22 protein-coding genes are annotated in these 25,604 nt (G+C 38.1%); 18 read left to right on the top strand and 4 right to left on the bottom strand.

What is annotated here, in order from left to right:
* Positions 1 to 110 precede the first annotated feature (110 nt).
* From pyrD to I6F44_RS10950, 6 genes are all read left to right on the top strand, one after another.
* On the top strand, positions 111 to 1,121 hold the full coding sequence (pyrD, locus tag I6F44_RS10975) for a quinone-dependent dihydroorotate dehydrogenase (protein WP_010552659.1): 1,011 nt from the start codon (positions 111 to 113) through the stop codon (positions 1,119 to 1,121).
* Between the two features lie 117 nt (positions 1,122 to 1,238).
* Positions 1,239 to 1,769 carry a cell division protein ZapC gene (locus tag I6F44_RS10970; RefSeq protein ID WP_007586900.1) on the top strand — a complete coding sequence of 177 codons (531 nt, stop codon included), beginning with the start codon at positions 1,239 to 1,241 and terminating at the stop codon, positions 1,767 to 1,769.
* Positions 1,770 to 1,860: 91 nt separating this feature from the next.
* The gene (gene rlmKL, locus I6F44_RS10965; RefSeq protein WP_007586899.1) at positions 1,861 to 3,978 is read left to right on the top strand and encodes a bifunctional 23S rRNA (guanine(2069)-N(7))-methyltransferase RlmK/23S rRNA (guanine(2445)-N(2))-methyltransferase RlmL; all 2,118 of its coding nucleotides are present in this window, start codon (positions 1,861 to 1,863) and stop codon (positions 3,976 to 3,978) included.
* On the top strand, positions 3,971 to 4,210 hold the full coding sequence (locus I6F44_RS10960) for a glutaredoxin family protein (RefSeq protein ID WP_007586898.1): 240 nt from the start codon (positions 3,971 to 3,973) through the stop codon (positions 4,208 to 4,210). The genes rlmKL and I6F44_RS10960 overlap by 8 nt, the downstream gene beginning before the upstream one ends.
* Positions 4,211 to 4,225: 15 nt before the next feature.
* Positions 4,226 to 6,139 (top strand): ATP-binding cassette ATPase Uup, encoded by a 1,914-nt coding sequence (uup, locus tag I6F44_RS10955; RefSeq protein ID WP_024607750.1) that lies wholly within the window; start codon positions 4,226 to 4,228, stop codon positions 6,137 to 6,139.
* Between the two features lie 11 nt (positions 6,140 to 6,150).
* Positions 6,151 to 7,908 carry a DUF3466 family protein gene (locus I6F44_RS10950; protein WP_121954899.1) on the top strand — a complete coding sequence of 586 codons (1,758 nt, stop codon included), beginning with the start codon at positions 6,151 to 6,153 and terminating at the stop codon, positions 7,906 to 7,908.
* Positions 7,909 to 8,018: 110 nt separating this feature from the next.
* Here I6F44_RS10950 and I6F44_RS10945 read toward each other — a convergent pair whose 3' ends face one another.
* Positions 8,019 to 8,525 (bottom strand): DUF2062 domain-containing protein, encoded by a 507-nt coding sequence (locus I6F44_RS10945; protein ID WP_007586895.1) that lies wholly within the window; start codon positions 8,523 to 8,525, stop codon positions 8,019 to 8,021.
* Here I6F44_RS10945 and I6F44_RS10940 point away from each other — a divergent pair.
* Genes I6F44_RS10940 through tcdA form a run of 7 tightly spaced genes read left to right on the top strand, consistent with a single transcriptional unit; the run spans position 8,505 to position 15,966 of the window.
* Positions 8,505 to 10,772, top strand: a complete 2,268-nt coding sequence (locus I6F44_RS10940) for a DNA internalization-related competence protein ComEC/Rec2 (protein ID WP_197173768.1) — start codon at positions 8,505 to 8,507, stop codon at positions 10,770 to 10,772. The genes I6F44_RS10945 and I6F44_RS10940 overlap by 21 nt on opposite strands.
* A gap of 60 nt (positions 10,773 to 10,832) precedes the next feature.
* The gene (gene msbA, locus I6F44_RS10935) at positions 10,833 to 12,578 is read left to right on the top strand and encodes a lipid A export permease/ATP-binding protein MsbA (RefSeq protein ID WP_121954937.1); all 1,746 of its coding nucleotides are present in this window, start codon (positions 10,833 to 10,835) and stop codon (positions 12,576 to 12,578) included.
* Complete coding sequence (lpxK, locus tag I6F44_RS10930) at positions 12,575 to 13,555, top strand: tetraacyldisaccharide 4'-kinase (RefSeq protein ID WP_197173767.1); 981 nt, start codon at positions 12,575 to 12,577, stop codon at positions 13,553 to 13,555. The genes msbA and lpxK overlap by 4 nt, the downstream gene beginning before the upstream one ends.
* Positions 13,545 to 13,742, top strand: a complete 198-nt coding sequence (locus tag I6F44_RS10925) for a Trm112 family protein (RefSeq protein ID WP_002961789.1) — start codon at positions 13,545 to 13,547, stop codon at positions 13,740 to 13,742. Before lpxK ends, I6F44_RS10925 begins: the two co-directional genes overlap by 11 nt.
* Positions 13,730 to 14,491, top strand: a complete 762-nt coding sequence (gene kdsB, locus I6F44_RS10920; RefSeq protein WP_121954938.1) for a 3-deoxy-manno-octulosonate cytidylyltransferase — start codon at positions 13,730 to 13,732, stop codon at positions 14,489 to 14,491. Before I6F44_RS10925 ends, kdsB begins: the two co-directional genes overlap by 13 nt.
* Positions 14,488 to 15,168, top strand: a complete 681-nt coding sequence (locus I6F44_RS10915; protein WP_121954939.1) for a TIGR01621 family pseudouridine synthase — start codon at positions 14,488 to 14,490, stop codon at positions 15,166 to 15,168. The genes kdsB and I6F44_RS10915 overlap by 4 nt, the downstream gene beginning before the upstream one ends.
* The gene (tcdA, locus tag I6F44_RS10910; RefSeq protein ID WP_010552670.1) at positions 15,169 to 15,966 is read left to right on the top strand and encodes a tRNA cyclic N6-threonylcarbamoyladenosine(37) synthase TcdA; all 798 of its coding nucleotides are present in this window, start codon (positions 15,169 to 15,171) and stop codon (positions 15,964 to 15,966) included.
* 6 nt (positions 15,967 to 15,972) lie between these two features.
* Here the strand turns inward: tcdA and I6F44_RS10905 are convergent, their stop codons facing one another.
* The 3 genes from I6F44_RS10905 to I6F44_RS10895 form a co-directional block, all read right to left on the bottom strand.
* A complete protein-coding gene (locus I6F44_RS10905) occupies positions 15,973 to 16,389 on the bottom strand; it encodes a SufE family protein (protein ID WP_008172666.1) in 417 nt (138 codons plus the stop codon).
* 33 nt (positions 16,390 to 16,422) lie between these two features.
* Positions 16,423 to 17,649, bottom strand: coding sequence for a SufS family cysteine desulfurase (locus I6F44_RS10900; protein ID WP_197173766.1), 1,227 nt, complete (start codon positions 17,647 to 17,649; stop codon positions 16,423 to 16,425).
* Between the two features lie 115 nt (positions 17,650 to 17,764).
* A complete protein-coding gene (locus I6F44_RS10895; protein WP_007586875.1) occupies positions 17,765 to 19,051 on the bottom strand; it encodes a citrate synthase in 1,287 nt (428 codons plus the stop codon).
* Between the two features lie 420 nt (positions 19,052 to 19,471).
* On the opposite strand from I6F44_RS10895, the gene sdhC reads away from it, so the two are divergent.
* The 5 genes from sdhC to sucA all read left to right on the top strand — a co-directional run bounded on the left by sdhC (position 19,472) and on the right by sucA (position 25,601).
* Positions 19,472 to 19,849, top strand: coding sequence for a succinate dehydrogenase, cytochrome b556 subunit (gene sdhC / locus I6F44_RS10890; RefSeq protein ID WP_076914908.1), 378 nt, complete (start codon positions 19,472 to 19,474; stop codon positions 19,847 to 19,849).
* The gene (gene sdhD / locus I6F44_RS10885) at positions 19,840 to 20,187 is read left to right on the top strand and encodes a succinate dehydrogenase, hydrophobic membrane anchor protein (protein ID WP_007586873.1); all 348 of its coding nucleotides are present in this window, start codon (positions 19,840 to 19,842) and stop codon (positions 20,185 to 20,187) included. The genes sdhC and sdhD overlap by 10 nt, the downstream gene beginning before the upstream one ends.
* Complete coding sequence (gene sdhA / locus I6F44_RS10880) at positions 20,188 to 21,960, top strand: succinate dehydrogenase flavoprotein subunit (protein ID WP_007375750.1); 1,773 nt, start codon at positions 20,188 to 20,190, stop codon at positions 21,958 to 21,960.
* A 10-nt stretch (positions 21,961 to 21,970) separates the two neighbouring features.
* Positions 21,971 to 22,687: a succinate dehydrogenase iron-sulfur subunit gene (locus I6F44_RS10875; protein WP_007375751.1), complete on the top strand. Its 717-nt coding sequence runs from the start codon at positions 21,971 to 21,973 to the stop codon at positions 22,685 to 22,687.
* Positions 22,688 to 22,781: 94 nt separating this feature from the next.
* Entirely contained in the window at positions 22,782 to 25,601 is a 2,820-nt protein-coding gene (sucA, locus tag I6F44_RS10870; RefSeq protein WP_010552673.1) for a 2-oxoglutarate dehydrogenase E1 component, read from the top strand.
* The last annotated feature ends 3 nt before the right edge of the window (positions 25,602 to 25,604 follow it).

Below are 25,604 nucleotides of genomic sequence, written 5' to 3'. Positions count from 1 at the left end.
ATCAGTTATTTGTTTAGTAAATAAATAACTGATTGTTAAAATTGTTATACAATACCTCAGCCTTGTCTGAGGTATTTTTTTGTCTGAAATTTAAAAAGAGGATTATATTGATGTTTTATGATTTAGCTCGCCGTTTTATGTTTACCCGTGATGCGGAGTGGGCGCATGAGTTTGCACTTAATAATCTTCGTCGTTTTGCTAATACGCCTCTAAATATAGCTTGGTCACAAAGTGTTTCAGATAAACCCGTAAACTTTTTAGGTCTTGAATTTAAAAACCCAGTAGGGCTTGCCGCTGGCCTGGATAAAAATGCAGAATGTATAGATGCATTTAGCCAAATGGGATTTGGTTTTATTGAAGTTGGAACGGTTACACCGCGTCCTCAAGTTGGTAATGATAAGCCACGTATTTTTAGACTTCCAGAGTCAAACGCAATTATTAACCGTATGGGTTTTAATAATAAAGGTGTTGATAATTTAGTCGAAAATGTAAAAGCAGCAAAGTACAGTGGCATACTCGGTATCAATATTGGTAAAAATAAAGATACACCTAACGAGCAAGGTAAAGATGACTATATTCATTGTATGCGTAAAGTATTTGAGCATGCCTCATACATTACGGTAAATATTTCATCACCAAATACCCCAGGGCTTCGTGATTTACAATATGGTGCTGCACTTGATGATTTATTGCAAAGTCTTAAAAATGAACAGTTAGATTTAATTGCAAAGCATAATAAGCAAGTTCCTATGCTTGTAAAAATTGCACCGGATCTCGATCAAATACAAATAGAGCAAGTAAGTGAGTCACTTTTAAATAATAAAATTGATGGTGTAATTGCCACAAACACAACGCTTGAGCGAGCCGCAGTCATGGGGCAGCAATATGCACAAGAGGCAGGCGGTTTATCAGGTCACCCTGTTAGAATGCGCTCTACAGAGGTAGTAAGTGAGCTAAAACGCTTAACACAAGGTAAGCTACCAATCATCGGAGTCGGCGGTATTGATGATGCTACATCTGCAAAAGAAAAGTTAGATGCAGGCGCAAATTTAGTTCAGGTTTATACTGGGTTCATCTACAAAGGTCCACAATTGGTAAAGTCGATCGTTAACGGCTTATAAGGATCAGTTATCTAAGCTTTTGATCGTTAGCTAAATGTTCTAAGCAAACATTTTAAAAGTGGTCAAAAGCGGTTATACTCTGAGCAATAATTATTCAACATACCCAAGGAGGAGTAAATGTTACAAGCATCAAAGCAATGGCAGTGGATTACTTGTCCTGATAAAAATCGTTTGTTACTTGATTTAAATGACGACATGCAATTATGCACGCCTTATAAATTAAGACAGCTCACCGATTCTGTTTTTAAAAATCCACGTTTTAGTCTCGAAGATGCTGCATTTTACGAACAGGTTTATAATTATCTGGATGGATTTGAATTGTGGTCTGCGGCTCAAATTTGTCAAATATCATTAAATGCAACTGCTGTTAAGTATCACTTAAAACCCGTTTTAGCAAAAAGTTGGTTTTTTGAAGAATACACCGGGACAGAGCCAAGCGTAGAGGCAATAGTAAAATTAACATCTAAAGCGCAGTCAGGTGATTTTTTAATTGTAGAGCATTGTCCTGATGCATCTATTTGTTTGAATTTAAGTGAAACCTTTAAATTAGACGAAAACTTATCTTTAGCGCAATTTGAAGTAATCCGTATTTTGAATAATCGAGTCCACCCCATCCTAAATCAGCAATATCAAAGTCAAACCGCCTAACCAAATTTAAGTCTTAAGCGTGTCTTTATGGCGTGTTTGTCGCCCAACCTATGTTATAATCCTGCGCAATTAGCTATTAAGGGTTATTACTTTGCAATTTATCGCACTTACTTCTATCGGAATCGAAAATTTATTGGTTGATGAACTAACAGAACTTGGCGCAACCGTGTCTAAGCAAACTGTTGGTTCTGTTCGTTTTGAGGCTGACTCATTACTTGCGCAAAAGGTTTGTTTATCAACTCGTTTTGCAACGCGTGTGCTTATGCTTATTGAAGAAAAAGAAGGCGTAGATGACAAAAATAGCCTGTATAATTTTGCGCGCTCGCAACCTTGGCAAGAATGGTTTGGACCTACGCAAACATTCGCTGTCGACTTCAACGGTACCAATGACTCATTAAAAAACACGCAATTTTCGGGTCTTGTAATCAAAGATGCGATTGTTGACTATTTTAATGATTTATACGAGCAACGTCCTAACGTTGATAAGCAAGATGCTAACGTGCGCGTAGTTGCACGATTAAATCGTTACGGCGTATCGATGTATATTGACTATTCAGGTCCTCGTTTGTCAGAACGTGGTTACCGCCAAGGCCAAGGTAAAGCGCCAATTAAAGAGCACTTAGCTGCTGCATTAATTAAGCGAAGTGGCTGGCTTGAAAATGTAAAACAGCCTTTATTCGATCCATGTTGTGGTGCGGGTACTATTTTGATAGAAGCTGCCGGTATGGCGCGAAACGAAGCGCCAGGATTATTCCGTGAAGGTTTTGCTTTTGAGCGTTTACCCAGTTTTAGAGCCGCTAAGTTTAAAGAGCTTAAAGAAGAGTTACTCGCTAATATTACTGATCCTAAATTGTGGTTAATTGGCCACGATTACGATGAGCAAGTATTAAGTAAAGCAATTGATAATGCTAAACGAGCCGAGCTTGACGACGTGATTAAGTTTAAGCAAAGTGATGCAACTAAACTTACAGCTGTTGCAAAATTACCGGGTGTTGTAATTTCAAACTTACCTTATGGTGAGCGTATTGGCTCTATGGCTGAGCTTGTTGATTTACACCGTAATTTAGGCGTTGGCTTTAAAAAGCACTTCAATCACTGGAAACTTGCCTTATTGGGTATGGACGAGAGCTTATTTAAACTTTTAAAACTTGTGCGCCTCAAGCGTTATAAATTTAAAAATGGCCCGCTTGATGTAGAACTTAACTTATATCAATTAGATGATAAGCAAGTAAGTTTGACCACAGATGACAAAAAAGCACTCAATTTTGAAGGCTCAACGTCATTCGCAAATAGATTGAAAAAAAATAAGCAAGGCTTAAAAAACTGGCTTAAACAAAATAAAATAGATGCTTATCGCGTCTATGAAGCAGATATCCCTGAATACAATGTTGCTGTAGATATTTATGGTGACTCTGCTGTAATTTTTGAATATGCAGCGCCTAAAGAAATTGATGAAAAAACATCAGAAAAACGCCTGCAAGACGTAATAAGTTTAACGGCTCAACAGCTTGAGATTTCACCTGAAAACATTGCTGTAAAAGTACGTAAAAAGCAGAAGGGCGAAGATCAATACACCGCTATGTCTAAACAAAACCGTACTATGGTTGTTGAAGAGTTTGGTGCTAAGTTCAAAGTTAATTTATTTGACTACTTAGACACAGGCTTGTTTTTAGACCATCGCTTAATGCGCCGTTATATTCAAGAAAATGCTAAAGATAAACGTTTCTTAAACCTTTTTGCATACACAGGTACAGCTTCTGTACATGCTGCTCTTGGTGGTGCCAAAGCCATTACTACAGTCGATTTATCAAAGACCTACTTAAAATGGGGCCAAGATAACTTTGATTTAAATGGTATTAGTAATACACGATACCGTTTTGAACAAGCAGATTGTTTAAAATGGTTAGAGCACGCAACAGCGCAATATGATTTGATATTTTTAGATCCTCCAACGTTTTCAAACTCAAAACGTATGAAAGACGCGTTTGATGTACAGAGCGATCACATTAAATTATTAACGTGGGTTAAAAAGATTTTAAGCCCATCAGGTACCTTAATTTTCTCTAATAACAAACGTGGCTTTGTGATAGATGAAGTTGGTCTGATTGGTTTAGGTTTAAAAGCCATTAATATTTCAGATAAAACGTTATCACCAGACTTTAAACGTAATAAAAAAATCCATAATAGCTGGTTAATCACACATGGCTAAATGGGTTTTATACCACACTGATGGTTGCCACTTGTGCGAGCAAGCTGAGCAACTTATCACTGAGGTACTTAGTAATACGAGTGAGTTATTACTAATCGATATTATGACTGATGAGCAGCTTATAGCTGAGTATCAAATTACTATTCCTGTATTAAAAAGTGAAAAAGGCGAGCAATTATTTTGGCCTTTTACTTTACACACTGTGCGCGAATTTTTAGCACAAGCAGAATAAGAGCAAATAAGAACTATGGATTTAATTAGAATTTTAAAAGCACAACTTGCTTTTGGTACGCATGCTTTGCTTAACAAAGCAGATGCCGTTATAGAAAGTGGCGAAAGAGTGTGTGTTGTTGGTCGAAATGGCGCGGGTAAGTCAACTCTATTAAAAGTGCTTGATGGCGAAGTTGTATTAGATGATGGTGAAATAAATCAGCTAGGCGGGATTAGAATTTCTCGTTTAGAACAAGATCCACCAAAAGGCGCAAATGGCACAGTATTTGATTATGTTGCGCAAGGTATGCCTGAGATTGCAAACTTACTAATTGATTTTCATCATGTAAGTAATGAGTTGCAAACAGTGTGTACTGATAAGTTATTAAACAAGCTTGAACGTTTATCAAATCAATTAGAAGCGGCTGATGGCTGGCGCTTTGATAGCCGAATTCAATTAGTGCTAACACAATTAGAATTAACGCCAGAAGCTAAACTTGAGTCTCTTTCTGGTGGTTGGTTACGTAAAGTAGCACTTGCACGTGCACTTGTTAGTGAGCCTGATTTATTATTACTTGATGAGCCAACAAACCATTTAGACATGGCAAGCGTCATGTGGCTTGAGCAATTTTTAAAAGAGTTTAAGGGCGGAATCGTATTTATATCGCATGACCGTGCGTTTATTCGCGCTGTTGCTACGCGTATTTTAGATTTAGACCGTGGTAAGCTTATTTCGTACCCTGGTGATTACGCTACGTACTTAGAGCAAAAAGCCCATGATTTAAAAGTAGAAGAAAGCCAAAATGCATTGTTCGATAAGCGTTTAGCCGAAGAAGAAACATGGATCCGCCAAGGTGTTAAAGCGCGTAGAACGCGTAACGAAGGTAGAGTTCGTGAGTTAAAGCAGCTTCGTACAGAGCGTAAGCAACGTGTTGACCAAGTTGGTAAAACTGATTTCAATATTGAAACAGCAGATCGCTCTGGTAAGTTAGTATTTGAAGCTAAGAATCTTTGTCATGCATTTAAAGACAAAGTTATTGCTGATGATTTTTCTACACTGGTAATGCGCGGTGACAGAATCGGTCTAGTAGGCCCAAATGGTATTGGTAAAACAACACTATTAAAGCTAATGTTTGGTGATTTAGAACCAGATAGCGGCATAACTAAGCAAGGTGTTAATTTAGAGTTTGCTTACTTTGACCAATATCGTGAAAAGCTTGATGAAGAAGCAACAGTTCAAGATAACGTTGCCGAAGGTAAACAAGAAGTGATGATGGGCGGCCGCTCACGTCATGTTTTAGGTTATTTACAAGACTTTTTATTCCCGCCAGCACGTGCTCGAACCCCTGTTAAAGCACTCTCTGGTGGTGAAAAAAACAGATTACTATTAGCTAAATTGTTTTTAAAACCGTCTAATATCCTTGTTCTCGATGAGCCAACAAATGACTTGGACATTGAAACGTTAGAGTTACTAGAGGACATCATTAATCAATACCAAGGTACAGTGCTGATTGTAAGCCATGACCGTGAATTTATTGATAATACATGTTCAAGTGTATGGGCGTTTGAAGGTAACGGTAAAGTTACAGATATTGTAGGTGGCTATAGCGACTATGAGGCTTACGTTAACTATTTAGCTGAACAAGAAAAAAAAACGCAGCAGCAACCAGTAAAAAAAGTTGAAAAAGTAGTCGCTCCAGTTGCTAAACCTGCAGCTAAAACAAATAAACTCTCTTACAAATTAAAACTTGAATTAGAGCAACTACCGAATAAAATGGAAAAACTAGAAGCTGAAATTGAAGCTCAACAAGCTGTAGTTAGTGACTCAGACTTTTTTAAACAAGAGAGTGATGTAACAACTAAAGCATTGAACCATTTGGCACAACTTGAGTCTGACCTTGAAGCTGCGCTTGAGCGCTGGGAAGAACTTGAAGAATTACAGAATCAGTAGTAAGGACTAAAATGAAATATAAATTACTCGCTGCCAGTATTTTAGCGACATTAAGCACTTCAGCAACAAGTGCTACGTACCAGTTAAGTGAATTAGGGACTCTTGAAGACGCTAAATATTCTTATGTAACAGATGTAAGCGAAAGCGGGCATATTATTGGTTTCGCAAATGGTTTATACAATTTACCTATTGATATCAGCTATATAGATTTTACAGAAAATGTTATTGAAAGTGCATATGATAGCGCTGAAGCAGCATATGAACTAAGTGATAAAGCAATTACTTTTACGCTTAATGATATTGAAAACAATGACGCCGTAAGTACTAATCCTGATGCTCATACTTTTATGGTTAGCTTTTTGGCAAATTCGAATTTGGGGATTCCGTCAAACTTTGAATATCAAAAGATGAGTTCTTTGGTTGGTATTAAATTTAACGAATCGGTGATTACTGAACAACCTCTTTTTGATGTAGTTTCTGTTGATTATGACGGATTAACTCGTTCAACTATTAATCTTCTTAATGCTGTAAGTGAAGATGGCGTTACAGTTGGGTGGGGTAGCGCTCCATACGATAAAGTATCTTTTACACCTGATGATGAAGATGATGCAGAAACGTGGTTCACTCATGAGTTTATAGAACGTGGGATTGTAATAAGCGCTGATGGCAGTATAAGTGTTGAGTTAGAGCCTGAGTTTAATGAATACGGTGGCACAAGCCGCGCTAACGATATAGTCAAAACAAATAGTGGTTACACTGTTGTAGGTAATATCTCTACAAGTATTCCTGATGACAAACAAGATAATATTGATGATAACTGTGATAATGAAGACGAACCAACATCAGTATGTATCAATTTATTAAATTCTAACATTACACGAGGCTTATTTAATAAGCGTGCTGTTAAATGGGAACTTGATGAATCGTTAAATATTATTTCTGTTGAAGAGCTTGGTATGGCACTTACACCTGATGAAGGTGAAACGGAAGATGACGCATTTACGAGTACTGCTTTAGCAGTGAATAACAACGGTACAATTGTAGGTTCATCAAATACGCGTTATTACAAAAATGATGATGCGATTCTTACAATGCCAGTTTATTTTAAAGATGGTGCAGTTACTGACTTTATCAATCAAGAAGATGACTGGCAGTCTGGTAAGTCAATTGCTATTAATGATAATGATGTAATTACAGGTTATGCGACTAAGCGTATTGAAGGCACACTTCGCAATAAATTCTTCTATCATGACATTGAAACAGGTAATACAGTTTTTCCAACTGATTATTTTTCAAGCTCAAGTTCTTATGGCAACGATATAAATAATAAAGGATATATTGTAGGCGAAGGGGAAGTGGGTGTTTCTGATAGCTCACGACTTAAAGAAGCGTTTATTTACAAAATTGGTGATGATAAAATCACTAATCTAAACGATTTACTGCCTTGTTATGACACGGACGGTGAAACTGATTATGCTTATACTATGGCTGAAGCTACAGCTATCAATGAAAATAATGAAATATTTGGTACTGCGACTAAGACAGTTGAAAAACTTGATTCTTTAGGCGGTGTTGTAACTGATATCAATGGTGAAATTGAATACGAAAGTATTGCAGTTGCAGTTAAATTAACGCCAATTGCAAATGGTGAAGTAGAAAACTGTGCTCCAGTAGAAGCAGAAGTGTATGAGCGTAACTCTGCTAGCTTTCCTTGGTATACATTATTGCTATTACCATTAGTTGGCTTAAGACGTATATTTCGCTTTTAAAGTTTACTAATATTGATTATAAAAAAAACCAACTTAATAAAGTTGGTTTTTTTTTCGTCTATAATATTTTATAAGATTAGGATTACAGTGATTATTTAGTTTTAACGCTACTAATTATTTCGCGATAACCATGCCTTTTTAACAGAACGGCGCCAAATAATATCAATACCAAAATAGCCGATAATTGATGCAATAGAAGCACATACTAACGAACCTAGTAAAAATGCAGGACCAATAGTTTCAATGCTCTCTAGAAACCAAGACCAACTAGCTTCAAATACAAAGTGTTGCTCAGGCTGATTAAGTATTAATGTACCCACTAAGTATGAGCCATAAAAAATAGGGGGCATAGTTAGAGGGTTTGTAAGCCATACTAATGCTACTGAGATAGGTAAATTAACTCTAAATAATATAGCGCCGGCTGCTGCTAAAACCATTTGAAAAGGAACAGGGATGAAAGCAAAAAATAACCCGACTGCAAATGCACCTCGAGCAGAACGTCTATTTAAATGCCAAAGATTTGCATCTTGTAAAAGGCGTCCAAATATTCTTAGTGATTTATGATGTCTAATTTTATTTGGATCAGGTAAAAATCTTTGGATCGTTTTTTTAGCCATTTAAAGCAACCATTTACATCAGTGTGGATAAGTCTTGGGTTTGTAATTGGCTGTATAGCAACCGTATTTTATTATCAAACTCTCGAATTTACAGTATTCACAATTTTCATTGTTATAGTGAGCGCTTATTTTAAGCCGTTTTTAAATGTATTGTTAGGCTTTATTTGTGCAATTTGCTTCGTTGGTCTGCATTTTTACGTTTTTTATAGTTTTGAAATACCAAAACCGGATGAAAAGTATGCACTTGATTCTACATTAATTGTTGAAGAGGTTATTTCTGACAAAAAACCTCAATATATTAAAGTTAAAATAGTGGCATTAGAAGGGAGTAATTTTTCGGATTTTAGAGCACCCAAAGCAATGCTCAGTGTTAATTCTGCACAGCCTTTAATAGTAGGTGATGAATTTTCTGCTTTAATTCATTTAAAACATTTTCGTAGTAATAAAAATTTTAATGTATTTGATAATGAACGTTATGCTTTTATAAGTAGAATATTATTTAAAGGTAAAGTGCTTAATAAAAATCTTAATATTATAAATAGCGACAAACAAAGCATAATTTTAGATTATCAACACTTCCTTAAAAACACTTATACGGATACAAAACTACAGTGGCTCTATTATGCATTGCTTAGCGGTGAAAAATCTTTGATGAGCTACGCTGATAAACAATTAATGCAATCTCTTGGGCTAAGTCATTTACTTGCTATATCGGGGTTACATATTGGTTTGATTTTTAGCTTCGGTTATCTATTTACTCGATTCATTTTTGCAAAAATTAATTCTTCGATCGGGCAATCATTCAACCTGACTCTTTATTATAGTTCATGCGGATTTTTAGTAGCCTTGGTTTATGTGTACTTAAGTGACTTTTTAGTATCGGCAACGCGAGCGCTTATCATGCTGGGTTGTTATTTATTATTGTATTTTCTTGCTAAGCAGTCGCTGCGTTGGCGGAGCATTTTATTTGCCTTGGTTATTGTTCTTATTGTTAACCCATTTAATTTACTCAATCCAGGTCTCTACTTTTCATTTTTAGCGGTTGCTATCATTTTTACAGTTATTAATAAATTACCAATATTAAACACTCGCATAAAAAACAAAGTTATTTCACTGTTTGTTATTCAAATAGCGTTATTTATTGGTTTATTGCCACTTTCACTCTATTTTTTTAATGGGGTAAGTATTGCAGGTTTGATAATAAATTTAATTGCTATACCGCTGCTTTCAATCATTATCTTACCTTTTTTAATTGTTTTTACATTACTGAGTATTTTCTTAGATGTAAGTATTTTAATAAACCTGTTTGATACTGGCTTATATGCGCTATTTAAATTGCTTAATGAAATACCAGAATCGTTAAGGTGGATAACGACTGGCAGAATTGACTCAATATTTGTCGTTTTTACTTATATTATTATGTTGATGGTTTATTTCCTTCCTTATAAATGGCTCGCTTTTATTCCAGCAATAACGCTTTTATTAAATTATTGGTTAACAGAAAAGTCTAAGTGGCAACTACATGTATTTGATGTAGGGCATGGACTTATGGCATTAATTGAAAAAGATAATCAAGTGCTTATTTATGATTTTGGCCCCAGTTATTTCAATCGCTTTAGCCGTACGCGAAGTATTTTATTGCCTTATATTAAAGCAAATAATTTAACAGTGAAAACGGCGATTCTAAGTCATGAAGATAATGATCACGCTGGAGGATTACAACATTTCATAGATGCTGGCTTTGGTGAAACATTACAACAATTTCATCCTAAAAATACACATAATGTATGTGAAGTCATAAACATTGATTTTGCTGGATTAAAAGTACAAAGCTTTAGTACAAAAGGGTTTGGAAATGAAAATGATGATTCATGCGTTGTTAGGGTATCAGATAATACTCATAGCGTGTTACTTACCGGTGATATATCAAAGGCGCGTGAAGCATCGCTATTAGCGGATAATAAATCGTTGAAAAGTACAGTAATGTTAAGCCCGCATCATGGCAGCGATACATCCTCAAGTGTTAATTTTATAAATAACGTTGCTCCCCAAGTAGTCATTCATTCAAGTGCCTATAAAGGGCAATGGGAATTCCCTAAGCCTCTTGTCGTCGAACGTTATAACCAAATAAACGCTCAGCAATTTACGACAGGCGTTGAAGGGCAAATTAGTATTAAATTTTATGCAAAGAATTTGGCTATAGAAACAGCAAGAGGGCAGGAAAGTTACTGGTTTATCAAAGATTGACGTTTAGTTTTATCTCATCGGAGGATACAATACAGATTGTTACTGTATTTAGAGAGTGTTATGGATCAAAGTACTACACAAATTTATAAACGTCTTGTCTCATATGTTGGCACCTACAAAAGCGTCGCATTTGTCGCAATTATTGGGATGATAGGCTATTCAGCAATGGATGCTTTATTTATTCAATTAATGAAGCCGTTTATTGATCAAGGTTTGAACCAGCGTAATACAGAAGTTTTAAAGTACGCTCCTTTTGTCGTTATCGCGTTAGTTCTAGGGCGTGGTGTTTTTAACTTTATGTCTTCCTACTGCTTAAGTTATGTAGGCTCCCAAGTTGTACGTTCTTTACGCCAAGAGTTATTTGAGCACATATTGCACTTACCCGTTTCTTTTCATGACAAAAACTCAACGGGAGATTTAATTTCAAAAATCACATTTGATACAGAACAAGTTCAACAAGCGATTACTAAAGCCTTGCTAATCGTGGTTCGAGAAGGTGCATTTGTTGTATTTTTACTTGCGGTAATGTTCTATACCAGTTGGCAACTATCACTGATATTTTTAGTGATCATCCCACTTGTTGCTATTATTGTCGCCGTCGTCTCTAAACGTTTTCGCCACATTTCTAAAAACATTCAATCTGCCATGGGGCAAGTTACCCGTAGCTCAGAACAAATGCTGAGCGGACATAAAGTTATTCATGGTTTTGGTGGTCAAGATCAAGAGATTAATCACTTCTCGAAAATTAATAATCATAATCGTCAGCAACGTATCAAAATGGATGCAACTAAAGCGCTTAGTGTATCTATAATCCAAATTTTAGCGGCAAGTGCCATGGCAGTTATTTTGTGGGCGGTGTCGTTGCCATCAATGATTGATACGATTACATCTGGTGACTTCATGGCATTAATTGCCTCAATGATGATGTTATTACGTCCGCTAAAACAACTTGCCAATGTGAATAGTGATATGCAACGTGGTATCTCTGCAGCGCAAAGTATATTTTTAGTTTTAGACGAAGAAATGGAAAAAGATACAGGCACTGTTTCGGTTGATAAAGTTAAAGGTTTAATTGAAGTTAAGAACGTAACCTTTAAGTACCCAACTAAAGATGAAGCCGTATTAAACGATTTGTCGCTAACGATTGAGGCGGGTGAAAGTATTGCCTTAGTAGGGCGCTCAGGCTCTGGTAAGTCAACAATTTCTAACTTGTTACCCCGCTATTATGATTTAGAACTACCGAGTGAAATTTTACTTGATGGCATAGCACTGCAGGACTATAAATTAACTGATCTGCGTCGCCAATTTGCTTTAGTCTCTCAGCAGGTTATGTTATTTAACGATACGATTGCCAATAATATTTGTTATGGCATAAAGCACGATGTCTCTGTTGAAGAGTTAGAACAAGTTGCCAAACAAGCGCACGTGTGGGAATTTGTTAAAGACCTGCCAGAGCAATTAAACACCATGGTAGGCGAAAATGGGGTAATGCTCTCAGGTGGTCAACGCCAGCGAATAGCGATAGCGCGTGCAATATTAAAAGATGCACCTATTTTGATTTTAGATGAGGCAACGTCAGCACTTGATACCGAATCTGAAAAGCTTATTCAGCAAGCGTTAGAAACGTTAATGAAAGATAAAACCTCTATTGTTATAGCACATCGCTTATCTACTATTGAAAACAGTGACCGAATTTATGTTATTGATAACGGTCGTGTGATAGAAAGTGGCGATCATAGTAGCTTATTAGCAAATGACGGTACTTATTCAGCACTTTGCAAAATGCAGTTTGGTGATCAGGCGTGAGCAAAATAGAGCAGAGCTGGTATAAACCATTTGGTCTAATTACTTTATTGTTATTACCATTAAGTGCTTTGTTTTGGGTTGTATCGGCATTTCTAAAACTCTTGTACAGCGCTAAAATACTTAAACCTTTTGAGTGCAAAACGCCTGTTATTGTAGTCGGCAATATAAGTGTAGGCGGCAATGGTAAAACACCTTTTGTTTTGTGGTTGTATGAGTATTTGACCGAGCAAGGTTTATCAGTGGGTATTATTAGTAGAGGTTATGGTGGGCAATCAGATAATTACCCGCTGTTAGTCACTTCAGTTGTTGACGCCCAACAGGCTGGAGATGAGCCTGTGCTTTTATACCATCGTTTAAAGTGCCCAATAGCAGTTGGCCCTAATAGAAAGCATAATATCGATTTATTAGAAAAAAATTATACGCTAGATGTCATTATTTCTGATGATGGGATGCAGCATTATAAAATGCCTCGTAGCATTGAGTGTTGTATTGTTGATAGTGAACGCCGCTTTGGTAATGGTTTTGTTATGCCCGCAGGGCCACTACGCGAAACAACTAAACGCTTACAAAGTGTTGATATAGTAATTGAAAATGGCGGTGAGGCTAATAATAGCTACGTGCTGCAAGTAAGTAACCTTCGCTTAGTTAATTCAGGTGATGATGCAAAACATACGGTAACTCACGCACATGCAATAAGTGCAATTGGGAACCCTAAACGGTTTGAAAACTCATTAGAAGCACAAAATATTAAGCTATTGTCGACTCATCACTTTAGGGATCATTATGCTTATACAGCAGATGATTTTATTCAGTTTGGTGATGATTGCATTATAATGACCGAAAAAGACGCGGTTAAATGTAAGTCCTTTGCAAAACCTAATTGGTATTATTTACCTGTAGATGCAGAGCCTTCCGATAGCGTAATAAACACATTAAATTCATTATTAAAAGAAAAAGGAATACTCAATGGCCTTTGATACTAAATTACTCGAGATAATTGCCTGCCCAGTTTGTAAGGGTAAATTACGCTTTGATAGAGAAAACAACGAACTAATTAGTACTGCAGCTAAGCTTGCTTACCCCGTTCAAGATGATATTCCAGTATTGCTTGAAAACGAAGCACGTGAGTTATCTTTAGAAGAGGTTGAAAAGTGGAATTCGTAGTTGTAATTCCTGCACGTTTTGCATCAACCCGACTACCTGGTAAGCCGCTTGCTGATATTTGCGGTAAGCCAATGGTTCAACATGTTTACGAAAAAGCATGTTTATCAGGTGCAAGTAAAGTGGTTATAGCAACCGATCATCAAAAAGTGTTTGATGCAGTAAGTTTATTTACTAGTGATGTTGTAATGACTCGCGAAGATCACCAATCGGGTACTGAGCGTTTAGCCGAAGTAGTTGATTTACTTGATCTCGACAGCAATACAATTGTGGTTAATGTACAAGGCGATGAGCCCTTACTTGCGCCAGAAAACGTATCTCAAGTTGCTGCACTATTAAGTGATTCAACAGCACCAATGGCAACGTTAAGTGTTGCTATTGAAGAGCGTGATGAAGTATTTAATCCAAACGCGGTTAAAGTTGTTAGTGATATAAATAAAAATGCACTTTACTTCTCACGCGCTAGTATTCCTTTCAATAGAAATGCAATGATGAATGAGAACAGTGAACTTGATTTAGCGCCATTTCAGCGTCACGTAGGTATTTATGCGTACAGAGCGGGTTTTATTAAACAATATATAGAATTGAGCGTATCGCCACTTGAGCTACTTGAATCGCTTGAGCAGTTACGTGTGTTGTATCATGGTTATAAAATCAAAATAGAACAAGCTCAAATAGCACCCCATGCTGGAGTTGATACGGCAGATGACTTAGCGAAAGTGATAGCGCATATTAAAAGTACAAACGCGTGAGTGAACAAGTAAGTAAAATATTAAAAATCATTTTTACACATAACGATTTTTATATTTTAGAAAAGCCAGCGGGTCTTAATTTTCATTCAGAAGATGGCCCCGGCTTTGTTGTGTTAGCCGAACAACAATTAACGCAAAAGCTTTATGCCGTTCATCGTTTAGATAAAGTGACATCAGGGCTGATTATTTTAGCGCGAAACAAAGCCGCTGCGGCCAGCTTTACTGTTATGTTTACTGAGCATGCGATTGCTAAATTTTATTTAGCGATTAGTGACGCTAAACCAAAAAAGAAGCAGGGGTGGATCAAAGGCGATATGGCTAAGTCTCGCCGTGGCTCGTTTAAGTTACTAACGAGTAAGCTTAACCCTGCAATCACCCGATTTTATTCGCTAAGCTATAAGCCGGGATTTAGAGGGTATATTTTAAAGCCTTATTCAGGAAAGACGCATCAATTAAGAGTGGCACTAAAAAGTATTGGCTCTGCTATTTTAGGCGATGCAATGTATTCAGGCACGCCATCAAATCGTACCTATTTACATGCATATGCATTGAGCTTTTTATGGCAAGGTGAACAAATACAGCTAACTTTATTACCCGATAATGGTGATGAGTATTTGGCGTTAATTAAACATCAAGATTTTCAAGCATGGCAATCGCCATGGCAACTGGATTGGTAAATGAGCGAAAAAGTTACAGATATACGTTTTGGTGGTATTAAACGTTTATATGGTCATCAACAGTTTGATTGGCTTCAAGAAGCACATTTTTGTGTAGTAGGGATTGGTGGTGTAGGGAGCTGGACAGCAGAAGCACTTGCACGTACTGGTGTTGGTAAAATAACATTGATTGATTTGGATGATATTTGCGCGACTAACGTCAATAGACAAATTCATGCGTTAACGGGCACTATTGGTCAAGCTAAAGTAGATGCAATGAAAGCGCGCTGCGAGCTTATTAATCCAGAGTGCCAAGTTAATGTGATAGATGATTTTATTACGCTTGATAATATTCAAGAGCATATTCAAGGTTTTGATTATGTGATTGATTGTATTGATGCAGTTAAAGAAAAAGCAGCATTAATTGCTCACTGTAAACGTAATAAACTACCTATAATTACAACTGGTGGTGCTGGCGGGCAAACAGATCCTAGCCAAATAACTTTTGGTGATGTAGCCAAAACTACGCAAGACCCATTACTTGCAAAAGTGCGCTATATTTTGCGCAAGCAATATAATTTTAGTAATAATCCTAAACGTAAGTTTAATATTGATTGTGTTTACTCAACAGAGCAACTGGTTTACCCAGGAAGCGATGGCAGTGTATGTCATGCTAAGCAAAGTGCTGATGGCACGATGAATATGGACTGTAATAATGGTTTTGGTTCTGTGACTATGATCACAGGAAGCTTTGGTTTTTTTGTTGCGGCAAAAGCGGTGCGTAAATATCTAGATAAAAAACAACGCTCACAAGCTTAGTTTTCGTTAACTAAGCTTGTGTTGTGCCATGGTTTGTATTTTATCAACCATGGCTTTAATACCATTACCACGTGATGCGCTTAAGTGGCTTATAAGGCCGAGCTTTTCAAATTCTTCATACGCATTTTTATTCACTACTTGCTCTGGTGTGAGGCCATTGTAAAGCGCTAAAATAATGGCTAATAATCCTTTTACTATACGTGTATCTGAGTCACCAATTACAACAAGTGTATTTTCTGTTAAATCAAATTCAACAAACATCCATACTTTGCTTTCACAGCCCGGTACAAGTGCATCATCAGTCTTCAAAACATCAGCTAAAACAGGTAAAGTTTTTCCTAAAAGCATTATCTCACGATATTTTTGCTGCCAAGCGGGCGCATTTTTTATAGATTCTGTGACTTTGTTAAACGTATTTGTCATGAGTTATCCTAATTAATTCTATTAAAGTGACGTTTAGTCGAGTAAAGCGATACATTTTTTAAGTGAATCAATGAATATATCTACATCTTCATAGGTATTATAAAAACAAAAGCTCGCTCTTAGCGTTCCATTAAGCCCTAAATGTGTCATTAATGGCTGTGTACAATGGTGTCCACTCCTTACTGCAACCCCGTACCCGTCAAGTAAAGTTGCCAAATCATAAGGATGTTCATCATTTAAGTTGAAGCAGAGTGTACCAATATTGTCAGATAGGTTGCTATATATTGTAATACCATCAACCTTTACCAATTTTTGAGCGGCATAACTAAACAATTTTTGCTCATATTGCTGGATTTTTGCGTGATCTAATTCATTTAAATAGTCTAATGCGGCACCAAAGCCTAAAACTCCAGAGATATTTGGTGTTCCAGTTTCAAATTTTGCAGGCGCAGGACGATAAGTACTGTGAGTTAAGTACACTTTATCGATCATTTCCCCACCTGATTGGTAAATCTCAAGGGTATTTAATTGCTCATATCGACCATAAAGCACACCTAATCCTGTTGGACCGAGCATTTTATGGCTTGAGCAGACATAAAAGTCACAGTTTAATTCACGTAAATCGGGTTTTAAATGCAGTGCACCCTGTGCACCATCCACTAGAACAAGAGAATTGACGTCTTTTGCAGCTCTAATAAGTGGTTTTAAATCGGTGATATTACCCAGTGTGTTAGATGCTTGTGTAATAGCTAATAGGGTAGGTTTTGTTTCTTTTATAAATTCACAGCATTCTTTGGTGTTCAGCGTGCCATTTTTATTTAGTGGAAGCGCTATTAATTTAGCACCCGTTTGTTGACTCACTATTTGCCAAGGCACTATGTTTGCATGATGCTCAAGCGGAGATATCATTATGGTATGACTTTCATTTAAGCGCTTTTTTAATCCGTTAGCGACCAAGTTAATGGCTTCTGTAGCGCCTTTAGTCCATACAATCTCTTTACTAAATACATTGAAATACTCTGCAGTTTTATCCCGTACTTGTTCATATGCATGAGTTGCTTGCTCGCTAAGTGTATGGCGTCCACGGTGTACATTAGCGTTTTGAAACGTATAGAATTCAGTAATTGTATCTATAACTGATTGAGGCTTTTGTGAGGTTGCTGCTGAGTCTAAATAAACAAGCGGGCAGCCGTTTATTGTTTGATTTAATGTTGGGAAGTCGTTTCTAATTTTATTTATATCAAACTTTAAAGCAAGCATGGCTCATCTACATAGTGTTTTTAAGGCAGGAATTGTAATCGGTTTATGATAATTCTCAAGTGTTGTTAATAAAAAAGGCCGCAAAATGCGGCCTTTTTAAACTAACCAACGTTAATTAACGCTTGTCAGTTGATACGTAGTCACGTTGAGTGTAACCAGTATAAAGTTGACGAGGACGGCTGATCTTATGACCAGGTTGAGATAGCATCTCATCCCAGTGAGTGATCCAACCAACAGTACGTGCCATTGCAAAGATTACAGTGAACATGCTTGTTGGAATACCAATCGCTTTTAAGATAATACCAGAGTAGAAATCTACATTAGGGTATAGTTTTTTCTCTACAAAGTATGGGTCTTCAAGCGCAATTTGCTCAAGCTTCATAGCAATATCAAGAAGTGGATCTTGGATATTCAGCTCAGCTAAAACTTCGTGACACGTTTGACGCATTACTGTAGCGCGTGGGTCAAAGTTTTTGTAAACACGGTGTCCAAAGCCCATAAGGCGGAACGGGTCAGCTTTATCTTTAGCTTTAGCTACGTATTCATCAATACGGTCAACAGAGCCAATCTCTTCTAACATGTTTAAACATGCTTCATTAGCGCCGCCGTGAGCAGGGCCCCATAAAGATGCAATACCAGCTGCAATACATGCATACGGGTTAGCACCAGATGAACCAGCAAGACGAACTGTTGAAGTTGATGCATTTTGTTCATGATCTGCATGAAGCATAAAGATTTTATCCATCGCTTTTGCAGTTACTGGATTAACTTTATATTCTTCAGCAGGTACAGAGAACATCATGTGTAAGAAGTTTTCTGCGTAGCTTAAATCGTTACGTGGGTATACAAACGGTTGGCCGATATTTGTTTTATAAGCCATTGCCGCGATTGTTGGTAACTTAGCAACAAGCTTAACTGCGCTTGTTTTACGTTGTTCAGCATCAGTAATATCAAGGTCTTCATGATAGAAAGATGATAATGCACCTACTACGCCACAAAGCATTGCCATTGGGTGAGCGTCAAAGCGGAAACCTTGGAAAAAGTTAGCAATCTTCTCGTCAAGCATAGTGCTTGTAGTGATTTCATTCTTAAAAACTTCATATTGTTCTTTAGAAGGTAACTCACCATTTAAAAGTAAGTAACAAAGTTCAATGTAATTTGAGTCTTCAGCTAATTGCTCAATTGGGTAACCACGGTGAAGTAGTACACCTTTACCACCATCAATATAGGTGATTGCAGATTCACAAGAACCAGTCGACATGAAACCTGGGTCATAAGTAAAGTGACCGTGTGAACCTAACGTACGTACGTCGATTACATCTTGGCCAGCAGTGCCTTGATAAATTGGAAGTTCGATTGGATCTAGTCCATCAATTTGGACTGTGGCTTTTTTATCTGCCATCGTTATGTATCTCCTATTAAGATATCTATTCTGATTTTTAGATTTTAAAGTTCTGAAATCTGTTTTAAGCACATCTTCTCATTTTAACGTGAAAGAGGGGGTTAAAGTCAATTTTTATAAACATTATGCATATATGTATAATAAATATTCGGTATTAATTAAATATAATACTATTGGCTAATTCGCAAACATCTCTAAATAAACAAGAATTGTAAAAAGCCCTGTGGGTATATATACTAACGGTGGTTTTAAACCGTATTGTATTTGGGTAAACATATTCTTAACAGCTTAAAATTTACAGGTTTGTGAACTTTAATTGTTTTGGTACGTTTATTTTGATAGTTCCATCAGTAATATTTGGTGGGTTTTTAGAAAAACAAGTAGATGAGCTCCACTGTGAGCAAAGATGGGCAAGTAACTGTGAAAAAGCAAAGACCTGTAAATCTAGATCTAACAACTATATCTATGCCGGCAACGGCTAAAGCTTCAATTTTTCACCGCGTCACCGGTGTTGCATTATTTTTTGCTTTAACGTTTGTCATTTGGGCTTGGTCTGAGTCTCTCTCTTCAGCTGAAAGTTTTGAATTCGTCAAGGGTCTGTTTAACGGATTCATTGCCAAATTTATAGCTTGGGGCACTGTTTCTGTATTAGGTTATCACCTTATTGGTGGTATCCGTCATATGATTATGGATATGGGACATTGGGAAGAACTTGAATCAGGTAACCTCAGCGCTAAAGTTTCAATGGCTCTTGGTGTTGTGTTTGCCGTATTGGCAGGGGTGTGGATATGGTTTTAAATCAAGCAACTCTAAAACGTGATGGTGTACAAGATTTCGTATCTTTACGTACCACGGCATTAATAATCAGCGCTTACGCGATTTTTATTATCGGCTATTTTTTAGCGACGCCAGAAGTCACTTTCGAAGCCTGGACAGGCCTCTTCTCTAACCTAGCAATGAAAGGGTTTACGTTAATTACCCTTGTTTGCATTATGGTTCATACCCGCATTGGCCTTTGGCAAGTTCTTACAGACTATGTTAAGTGCGCAAAGCTTCGTGCAGTTTTAGGTTTTGTATTAAACCTAATGGCCGTTGCTTACGTAGCTATTGGTCTAATCGTATTATGGGGTGTTTAAGTGAAATATTCTGTTCGTGAATTTGACGCCGTAGTAATTGGTGCAGGTGGTGCAGGTATGCGCGCTGCTTTAGCAATTACAGAATCTGGCAAAACGTGTGCATTAATATCTAAAGTATTTCCAACGCGCTCACACACTGTATCTGCTCAAGGCGGTATTACGGTTGCGCTTGGTAATTCACACGAAGATAACTGGGAATGGCATATGTACGATACCGTTAAAGGTTCCGATTTTATCGGTGACCAAGACGCTATTGAATACATGTGTCAAACTGGCCCAGAAGCTATTACCGAATTAGAAAACATGGGTTTACCATTTTCTCGTTTTGAAAATGGCCGTGTTTACCAACGTCCTTTCGGTGGTCAATCGAAAAACTTTGGTGGTGAACAAGCCGCACGTACTGCAGCAGCTGCTGACCGTACTGGTCATGCTTTGTTACACCTTCTATATCAACAAAACGTTAAAAACAAAACAAATGTATTCTCTGAATGGTATGCACTTGATTTAGTTAAAAACGATAATGGTGATGTAGTAGGGTGTACTGCAATTGAGATTGAGACAGGTGAAGTTACCTTCTTCAAATCTAAAGCTGTTGTATTAGCTACTGGTGGTGCAGGTCGTATATTCGCATCAACCACTAATGCTCACATTAACACTGGTGACGGTGTTGGTATGGCAACACGTGCTGGTATTTCTATGCAAGACATGGAAATGTGGCAGTTCCACCCAACGGGTATCGCAGGTGCTGGTACGCTAGTAACTGAAGGTTGTCGTGGTGAAGGCGGTTATCTTCTAAATAAAGATGGCGAACGCTTCATGGAACGTTACGCACCAAACGCAAAAGACTTAGCGTCTCGCGACGTTGTTGCACGTTCAATGATGACTGAAATCCGTGAAGGTCGTGGTTGTGATGGTCCTTGGGGTCCACATCTTAAGTTAAAACTTGACCACTTAGGTGAAGAAACACTTAACTTACGTCTTCCTGGCGTATGTGACCTTGCTAAAACATTTGCTCACGTTGACCCTGCAAAAGAGCCAATTCCAGTAATTCCAACTTGTCATTATATGATGGGTGGTGTTCCTACTAATGTAAATGGACAAGCGCTACAAATCGATGCTCAAGGCAACGAAACAGTAGTTCAAGGTTTATTTGCAGTAGGTGAGATTGCATGTGTATCTGTACACGGTGCAAACCGCTTAGGTGGTAACTCATTACTTGATTTAGTTGTGTTTGGTCGTGCTGCGGGTAACTTCTTAGGTAAGTACCTAAATGACGTTGAAATATCTAAAGCTGCTTCAGAATCAGACTTAGAAGCGTCTCTTGCACGTTACAATCGTTGGGAAAATTCAACGGCTGGCCAAGGTGAAGATCCAGTTCAAATCAAAAAAGACTTACAACAATGTATGCAGCTTAACTTCTCGGTATTCCGTGAAGGTGACTCAATGGCTGCAGGTCTTCAAGAACTTAAAGAAATTCGCGAACGTCTGCAACATGCTCGTCTTGATGATAAATCATCAGACTTCAACACGCAGCGTATCGAATGTCTTGAACTAGACAACTTAATGGAAACAGCTTACTCAACTGCAGTAGCTGCAAACTTCCGTACAGAAAGCCGTGGTGCACATTCTCGCTTTGACTACCCAGATCGTGATGACGAAAACTGGTTATGTCACTCAGTATTCAATCCTGTAACGGATGAAATGAGTAAGCGTGATGTAAACTATGCGCCTAAAACGCGTGAAGCTTTCCCACCTAAAGCACGTGTTTACTAGGAGATAGACGATGGCACAAGTACAATTTTCAGTTTATCGTTATAATCCAGATGTTGACAACGCTCCTCGTATGCAAGAATACACCTTGCAAACAGAGGAAGGTCACGACATGATGGTGTTGGATGCACTTATTCTTCTAAAAGAACAAGATCCTACATTATCTTTCCGTCGTTCATGCCGTGAAGGTGTGTGTGGATCTGATGGTGTTAACATGAATGGTAAAAATGGTTTAGCATGTATTACTCCTTTATCTACGCTACAAAAAAATGGCAAAGGTAAAATCGTAGTACGTCCATTACCAGGTTTACCTGTGGTACGTGACCTTGTTATTGACATGAGTCAGTTCTACACTCAGTACGAAAAAGTTAAACCTTATTTAATTAATGATCAGCCTGCAGCAGGCGAACGTCTTCAAACTATTGAAGAACGTGATAAATTAGATGGGCTTTATGAGTGTATTTTGTGTGCATGTTGTTCAACATCGTGTCCTTCGTTCTGGTGGAATCCAGACAAGTTCATTGGTCCAGCAGGCCTTCTTCATGCTTACCGTTTCTTGGCTGATAGCCGAGATACAGCAACTGAAGAACGTTTAGCGGATTTAGACGATGCGTTCAGTGTGTTCCGTTGTCACAGTATCATGAACTGTGTTAGCGTTTGTCCTAAGGGTCTTAATCCGACCAAAGCAATTGGACAAATCAAATCTATGTTACTAAACCGAGCGGTTTGATAGCTTAGTAAAGGTAAGATGGCTAATATTAAATTATATTAGCCATCTTGTTATAATAACTATTAATTTCTGCGCTAAAAAAAAGGGCTTATAAATGCACGAAGGTGTGATGAAGGCATGGCTAGAATCTTCACATTTAAACGGCGGCAACGTTGCTTATGTAGAAGAGCTTTATGAAGCGTATTTAGACGATGCGACTTCTGTGCCAGACGAATGGCGAGAAGTGTTTGAACAATTACCTAAAGTTGATGGTGTGGATGTTGAAGTAAAACATTCAGAGGTTCGAGCACAGTTTGCACAGCTTGCAAAAAACAAGCATAGAGAAGTAGTGGTAGCAGAGGGTAGTGGCGGTGACCTTAAACAGGTTAAAGTTCTACAACTTATTAATGCTTTCCGTTTTCGTGGGCACCAAAATGCAAACCTAGATCCATTAGGTATTTGGCAACGAGAGCGTGTACGAGATTTAGAGCTAGAGTACCACGACCTATCTTCAAGTGATTTTGACCGCGAGTTTAACGTAGGATCGTTTGCCGTAGGGCGCGATACTATGCCTTTAGGTGAACTATACCAAGCACTAAAAACTACATATTGTGGTTCAATTGGCGCTGAGTATATGCACATCACATCAACAGAGGAAAAACGTTGGTTACAACAACGTCTAGAATCTGTCCAGTCTAGGCCTAAATTCTCAAAAGATGAAAAGCTACGTATCCTTAAAGGGCTTACTGCAGCAGATGGTCTAGAAAAATATTTAGGGTCTAAGTTTCCTGGTGCTAAGCGCTTTTCACTTGAAGGTGGCGATGCGTTAGTTCCAATGCTTAAAGAGCTTATTCACCGCGCTGGTGAAAGCGGCCAACAAGAAGCTGTTATTGGTATGGCTCACCGTGGTCGTTTAAACGTTTTAGTTAATGTACTTGGTAAAAATCCATCAGAATTATTTGATGAATTTGCTGGTATACATAAAGAAACGTTAGGTTCTGGTGATGTTAAATATCACATGGGTTATTCGTCTGACTTTGCTACCAAAGGTGGCAATGTACACATGGCGCTTGCGTTTAACCCATCTCACCTAGAAATCGTAAACCCTGTTGTAATGGGCTCTGTACGTGGTCGTCTCGACCGTTTAGGTGATAAATCAGGCATTAAAGCACTACCTATTACCATCCATGGTGATTCTGCTATTGCTGGACAAGGTGTTGTTCAAGAAACGTTTAACATGTCACAAACTAATGCGTTTAGTTGTGGTGGTAGTATTCGTATTGTTGTCAACAACCAAGTAGGTTTTACAACCTCTAAGCAAGATGACGTTCGCTCAACGCCATACTGTACTGACATTGCTAAAATGGTTCAGTCTCCAATATTCCATGTTAATTCTGATGATCCTGAAGCCGTTGCATTTGTTACTCAACTTGCTCTTGATTTTAGAAATCAGTTTAAGCGTGACGTAGTAATTGATTTAGTTTGTTACCGTCGCCATGGTCACAATGAAGCTGATGAGCCTAATGCAACTCAGCCTGTCATGTACCAAAAAATTAAAAAGCATCCAGTGCCGCGTTTAATCTATGCAGACCAACTGATTGCTGAAGGCTCTTTTTCTGAACAAGAAGTTAAAGCCTTAGCTGATGAGTACCGTGATGCACTAGATGAAGGCAGCTGTGTTGTTTCAGAAATACAGCCAGAGACGTCGCATTCTTCTGAGTGGGCCAAATATATTGGTCATGAATGGAATGTTGACTACGATGCTAGCGTATCTGTAGAGAAGCTTAAAGCTCTTGGTGAGAAAGTAGCTTCTTACCCAGAACAACATAAAGCTCAATCTCGCGTTAAAAAGATTTATGACGATCGTAAGCTAATGGCCACAGGTGAAAAACCACTTGATTGGGGTATGGCAGAGACTCTTGCCTATGCAACAATTGCGTCTGAAGGTACTGACATCCGTTTAACAGGACAAGACACAGGTCGAGGAACATTCTTTCATCGTCATGCTGTTGTTCATGGTCAATCTGATGGTACAACTTACACTCCTTTAGAGCATTTAAGTGAAGATCAAGGCACATTTGAAGTCTTTGATTCTGTTTTATCTGAGGAAGCTGTCGTTGCGTTCGAATATGGATATGCTACCGCTGAACCTAAGTCTCTCGTAATATGGGAAGCGCAATTTGGTGACTTCGCCAATGGTGCACAAGTTGTATTTGACCAGTTCTTAAGTTCTGGTGAGCAAAAGTGGGGCCGTTTATGTGGGCTTACAATTTTGTTACCTCATGGCTACGAAGGTCAAGGGCCAGAGCATAGTTCAGCGCGCTTAGAGCGTTTCTTGCAACTATGTGCTGATCACAACATGCAAGTATGTGTTCCTTCAACGCCGGCGCAAGTTTACGCTATGCTTCGTCGTCAATCAGTTCGACCACTTCGTCGTCCTCTGATTGTTATGACGCCTAAGTCGCTACTTCGTCACCCGCTTGCAACTTCATCACTTGAAGAGCTTTCACACGGTGTTTACCATAATATGATCGACGAAGTTGATGATATTAACCCTGAGAAAGTAGAGCGCGTTGTATTTTGTAGCGGTAAAGTTTACTACGAGTTACTACAAGAGCGTCGTAAGCTTGAGCAAGATAATATTGCAATTGTACGTGTTGAACAGTTATACCCGTTCCCACACGATGAAATGCAAACAATTATAGAGCGCTACCAACACGTAACTGATTTTGTATGGTGTCAAGAAGAGCCACAAAACCAAGGTGCATGGTACTGTTCACAACATCACTTTATTGATGCAATCCCACAAGGTGCTAAATTAAAATATGCAGGACGTAAAGCGTCTGCATCACCAGCGTGTGGTTACATGTCAGTACATACTAAAGAACAACAAGCGCTCGTTGCCGACGCGCTTACTATAGAAAATAAAGGATAAGCA

Origin of the sequence: Pseudoalteromonas sp. NZS11_1, from assembly GCF_015864275.1 — a bacterium.
Taxonomy (GTDB): domain Bacteria; phylum Pseudomonadota; class Gammaproteobacteria; order Enterobacterales; family Alteromonadaceae; genus Pseudoalteromonas; species Pseudoalteromonas arctica.
This window is presented reverse-complemented; position numbering and strand designations above follow the sequence as displayed.

Bases quoted from the DNA above. Each gene is read 5' to 3' on its own strand.
- I6F44_RS10945 (WP_007586895.1), bottom strand. From the start codon at position 8,525: ATGGCTAAAAAAACGATCCAAAGATTTTTACCTGATCCAAATAAAATT.
- pyrD (WP_010552659.1), top strand. From the start codon at position 111: ATGTTTTATGATTTAGCTCGCCGTTTTATGTTTACCCGTGATGCGGAG.
- msbA (WP_121954937.1), top strand. From the start codon at position 10,833: ATGGATCAAAGTACTACACAAATTTATAAACGTCTTGTCTCATATGTT.
- I6F44_RS10950 (WP_121954899.1), top strand. From the start codon at position 6,151: ATGAAATATAAATTACTCGCTGCCAGTATTTTAGCGACATTAAGCACT.
- tcdA (WP_010552670.1), top strand. From the start codon at position 15,169: ATGAGCGAAAAAGTTACAGATATACGTTTTGGTGGTATTAAACGTTTA.
- uup (WP_024607750.1), top strand. From the start codon at position 4,226: ATGGATTTAATTAGAATTTTAAAAGCACAACTTGCTTTTGGTACGCAT.
- I6F44_RS10900 (WP_197173766.1), bottom strand. From the start codon at position 17,649: ATGCTTGCTTTAAAGTTTGATATAAATAAAATTAGAAACGACTTCCCA.
- I6F44_RS10925 (WP_002961789.1), top strand. From the start codon at position 13,545: ATGGCCTTTGATACTAAATTACTCGAGATAATTGCCTGCCCAGTTTGT.
- I6F44_RS10905 (WP_008172666.1), bottom strand. From the start codon at position 16,389: ATGACAAATACGTTTAACAAAGTCACAGAATCTATAAAAAATGCGCCC.
- sdhD (WP_007586873.1), top strand. From the start codon at position 19,840: ATGGTTTTAAATCAAGCAACTCTAAAACGTGATGGTGTACAAGATTTC.
- I6F44_RS10895 (WP_007586875.1), bottom strand. From the start codon at position 19,051: ATGGCAGATAAAAAAGCCACAGTCCAAATTGATGGACTAGATCCAATC.
- sucA (WP_010552673.1), top strand. From the start codon at position 22,782: ATGCACGAAGGTGTGATGAAGGCATGGCTAGAATCTTCACATTTAAAC.
- I6F44_RS10875 (WP_007375751.1), top strand. From the start codon at position 21,971: ATGGCACAAGTACAATTTTCAGTTTATCGTTATAATCCAGATGTTGAC.
- I6F44_RS10960 (WP_007586898.1), top strand. From the start codon at position 3,971: ATGGCTAAATGGGTTTTATACCACACTGATGGTTGCCACTTGTGCGAG.
- I6F44_RS10970 (WP_007586900.1), top strand. From the start codon at position 1,239: ATGTTACAAGCATCAAAGCAATGGCAGTGGATTACTTGTCCTGATAAA.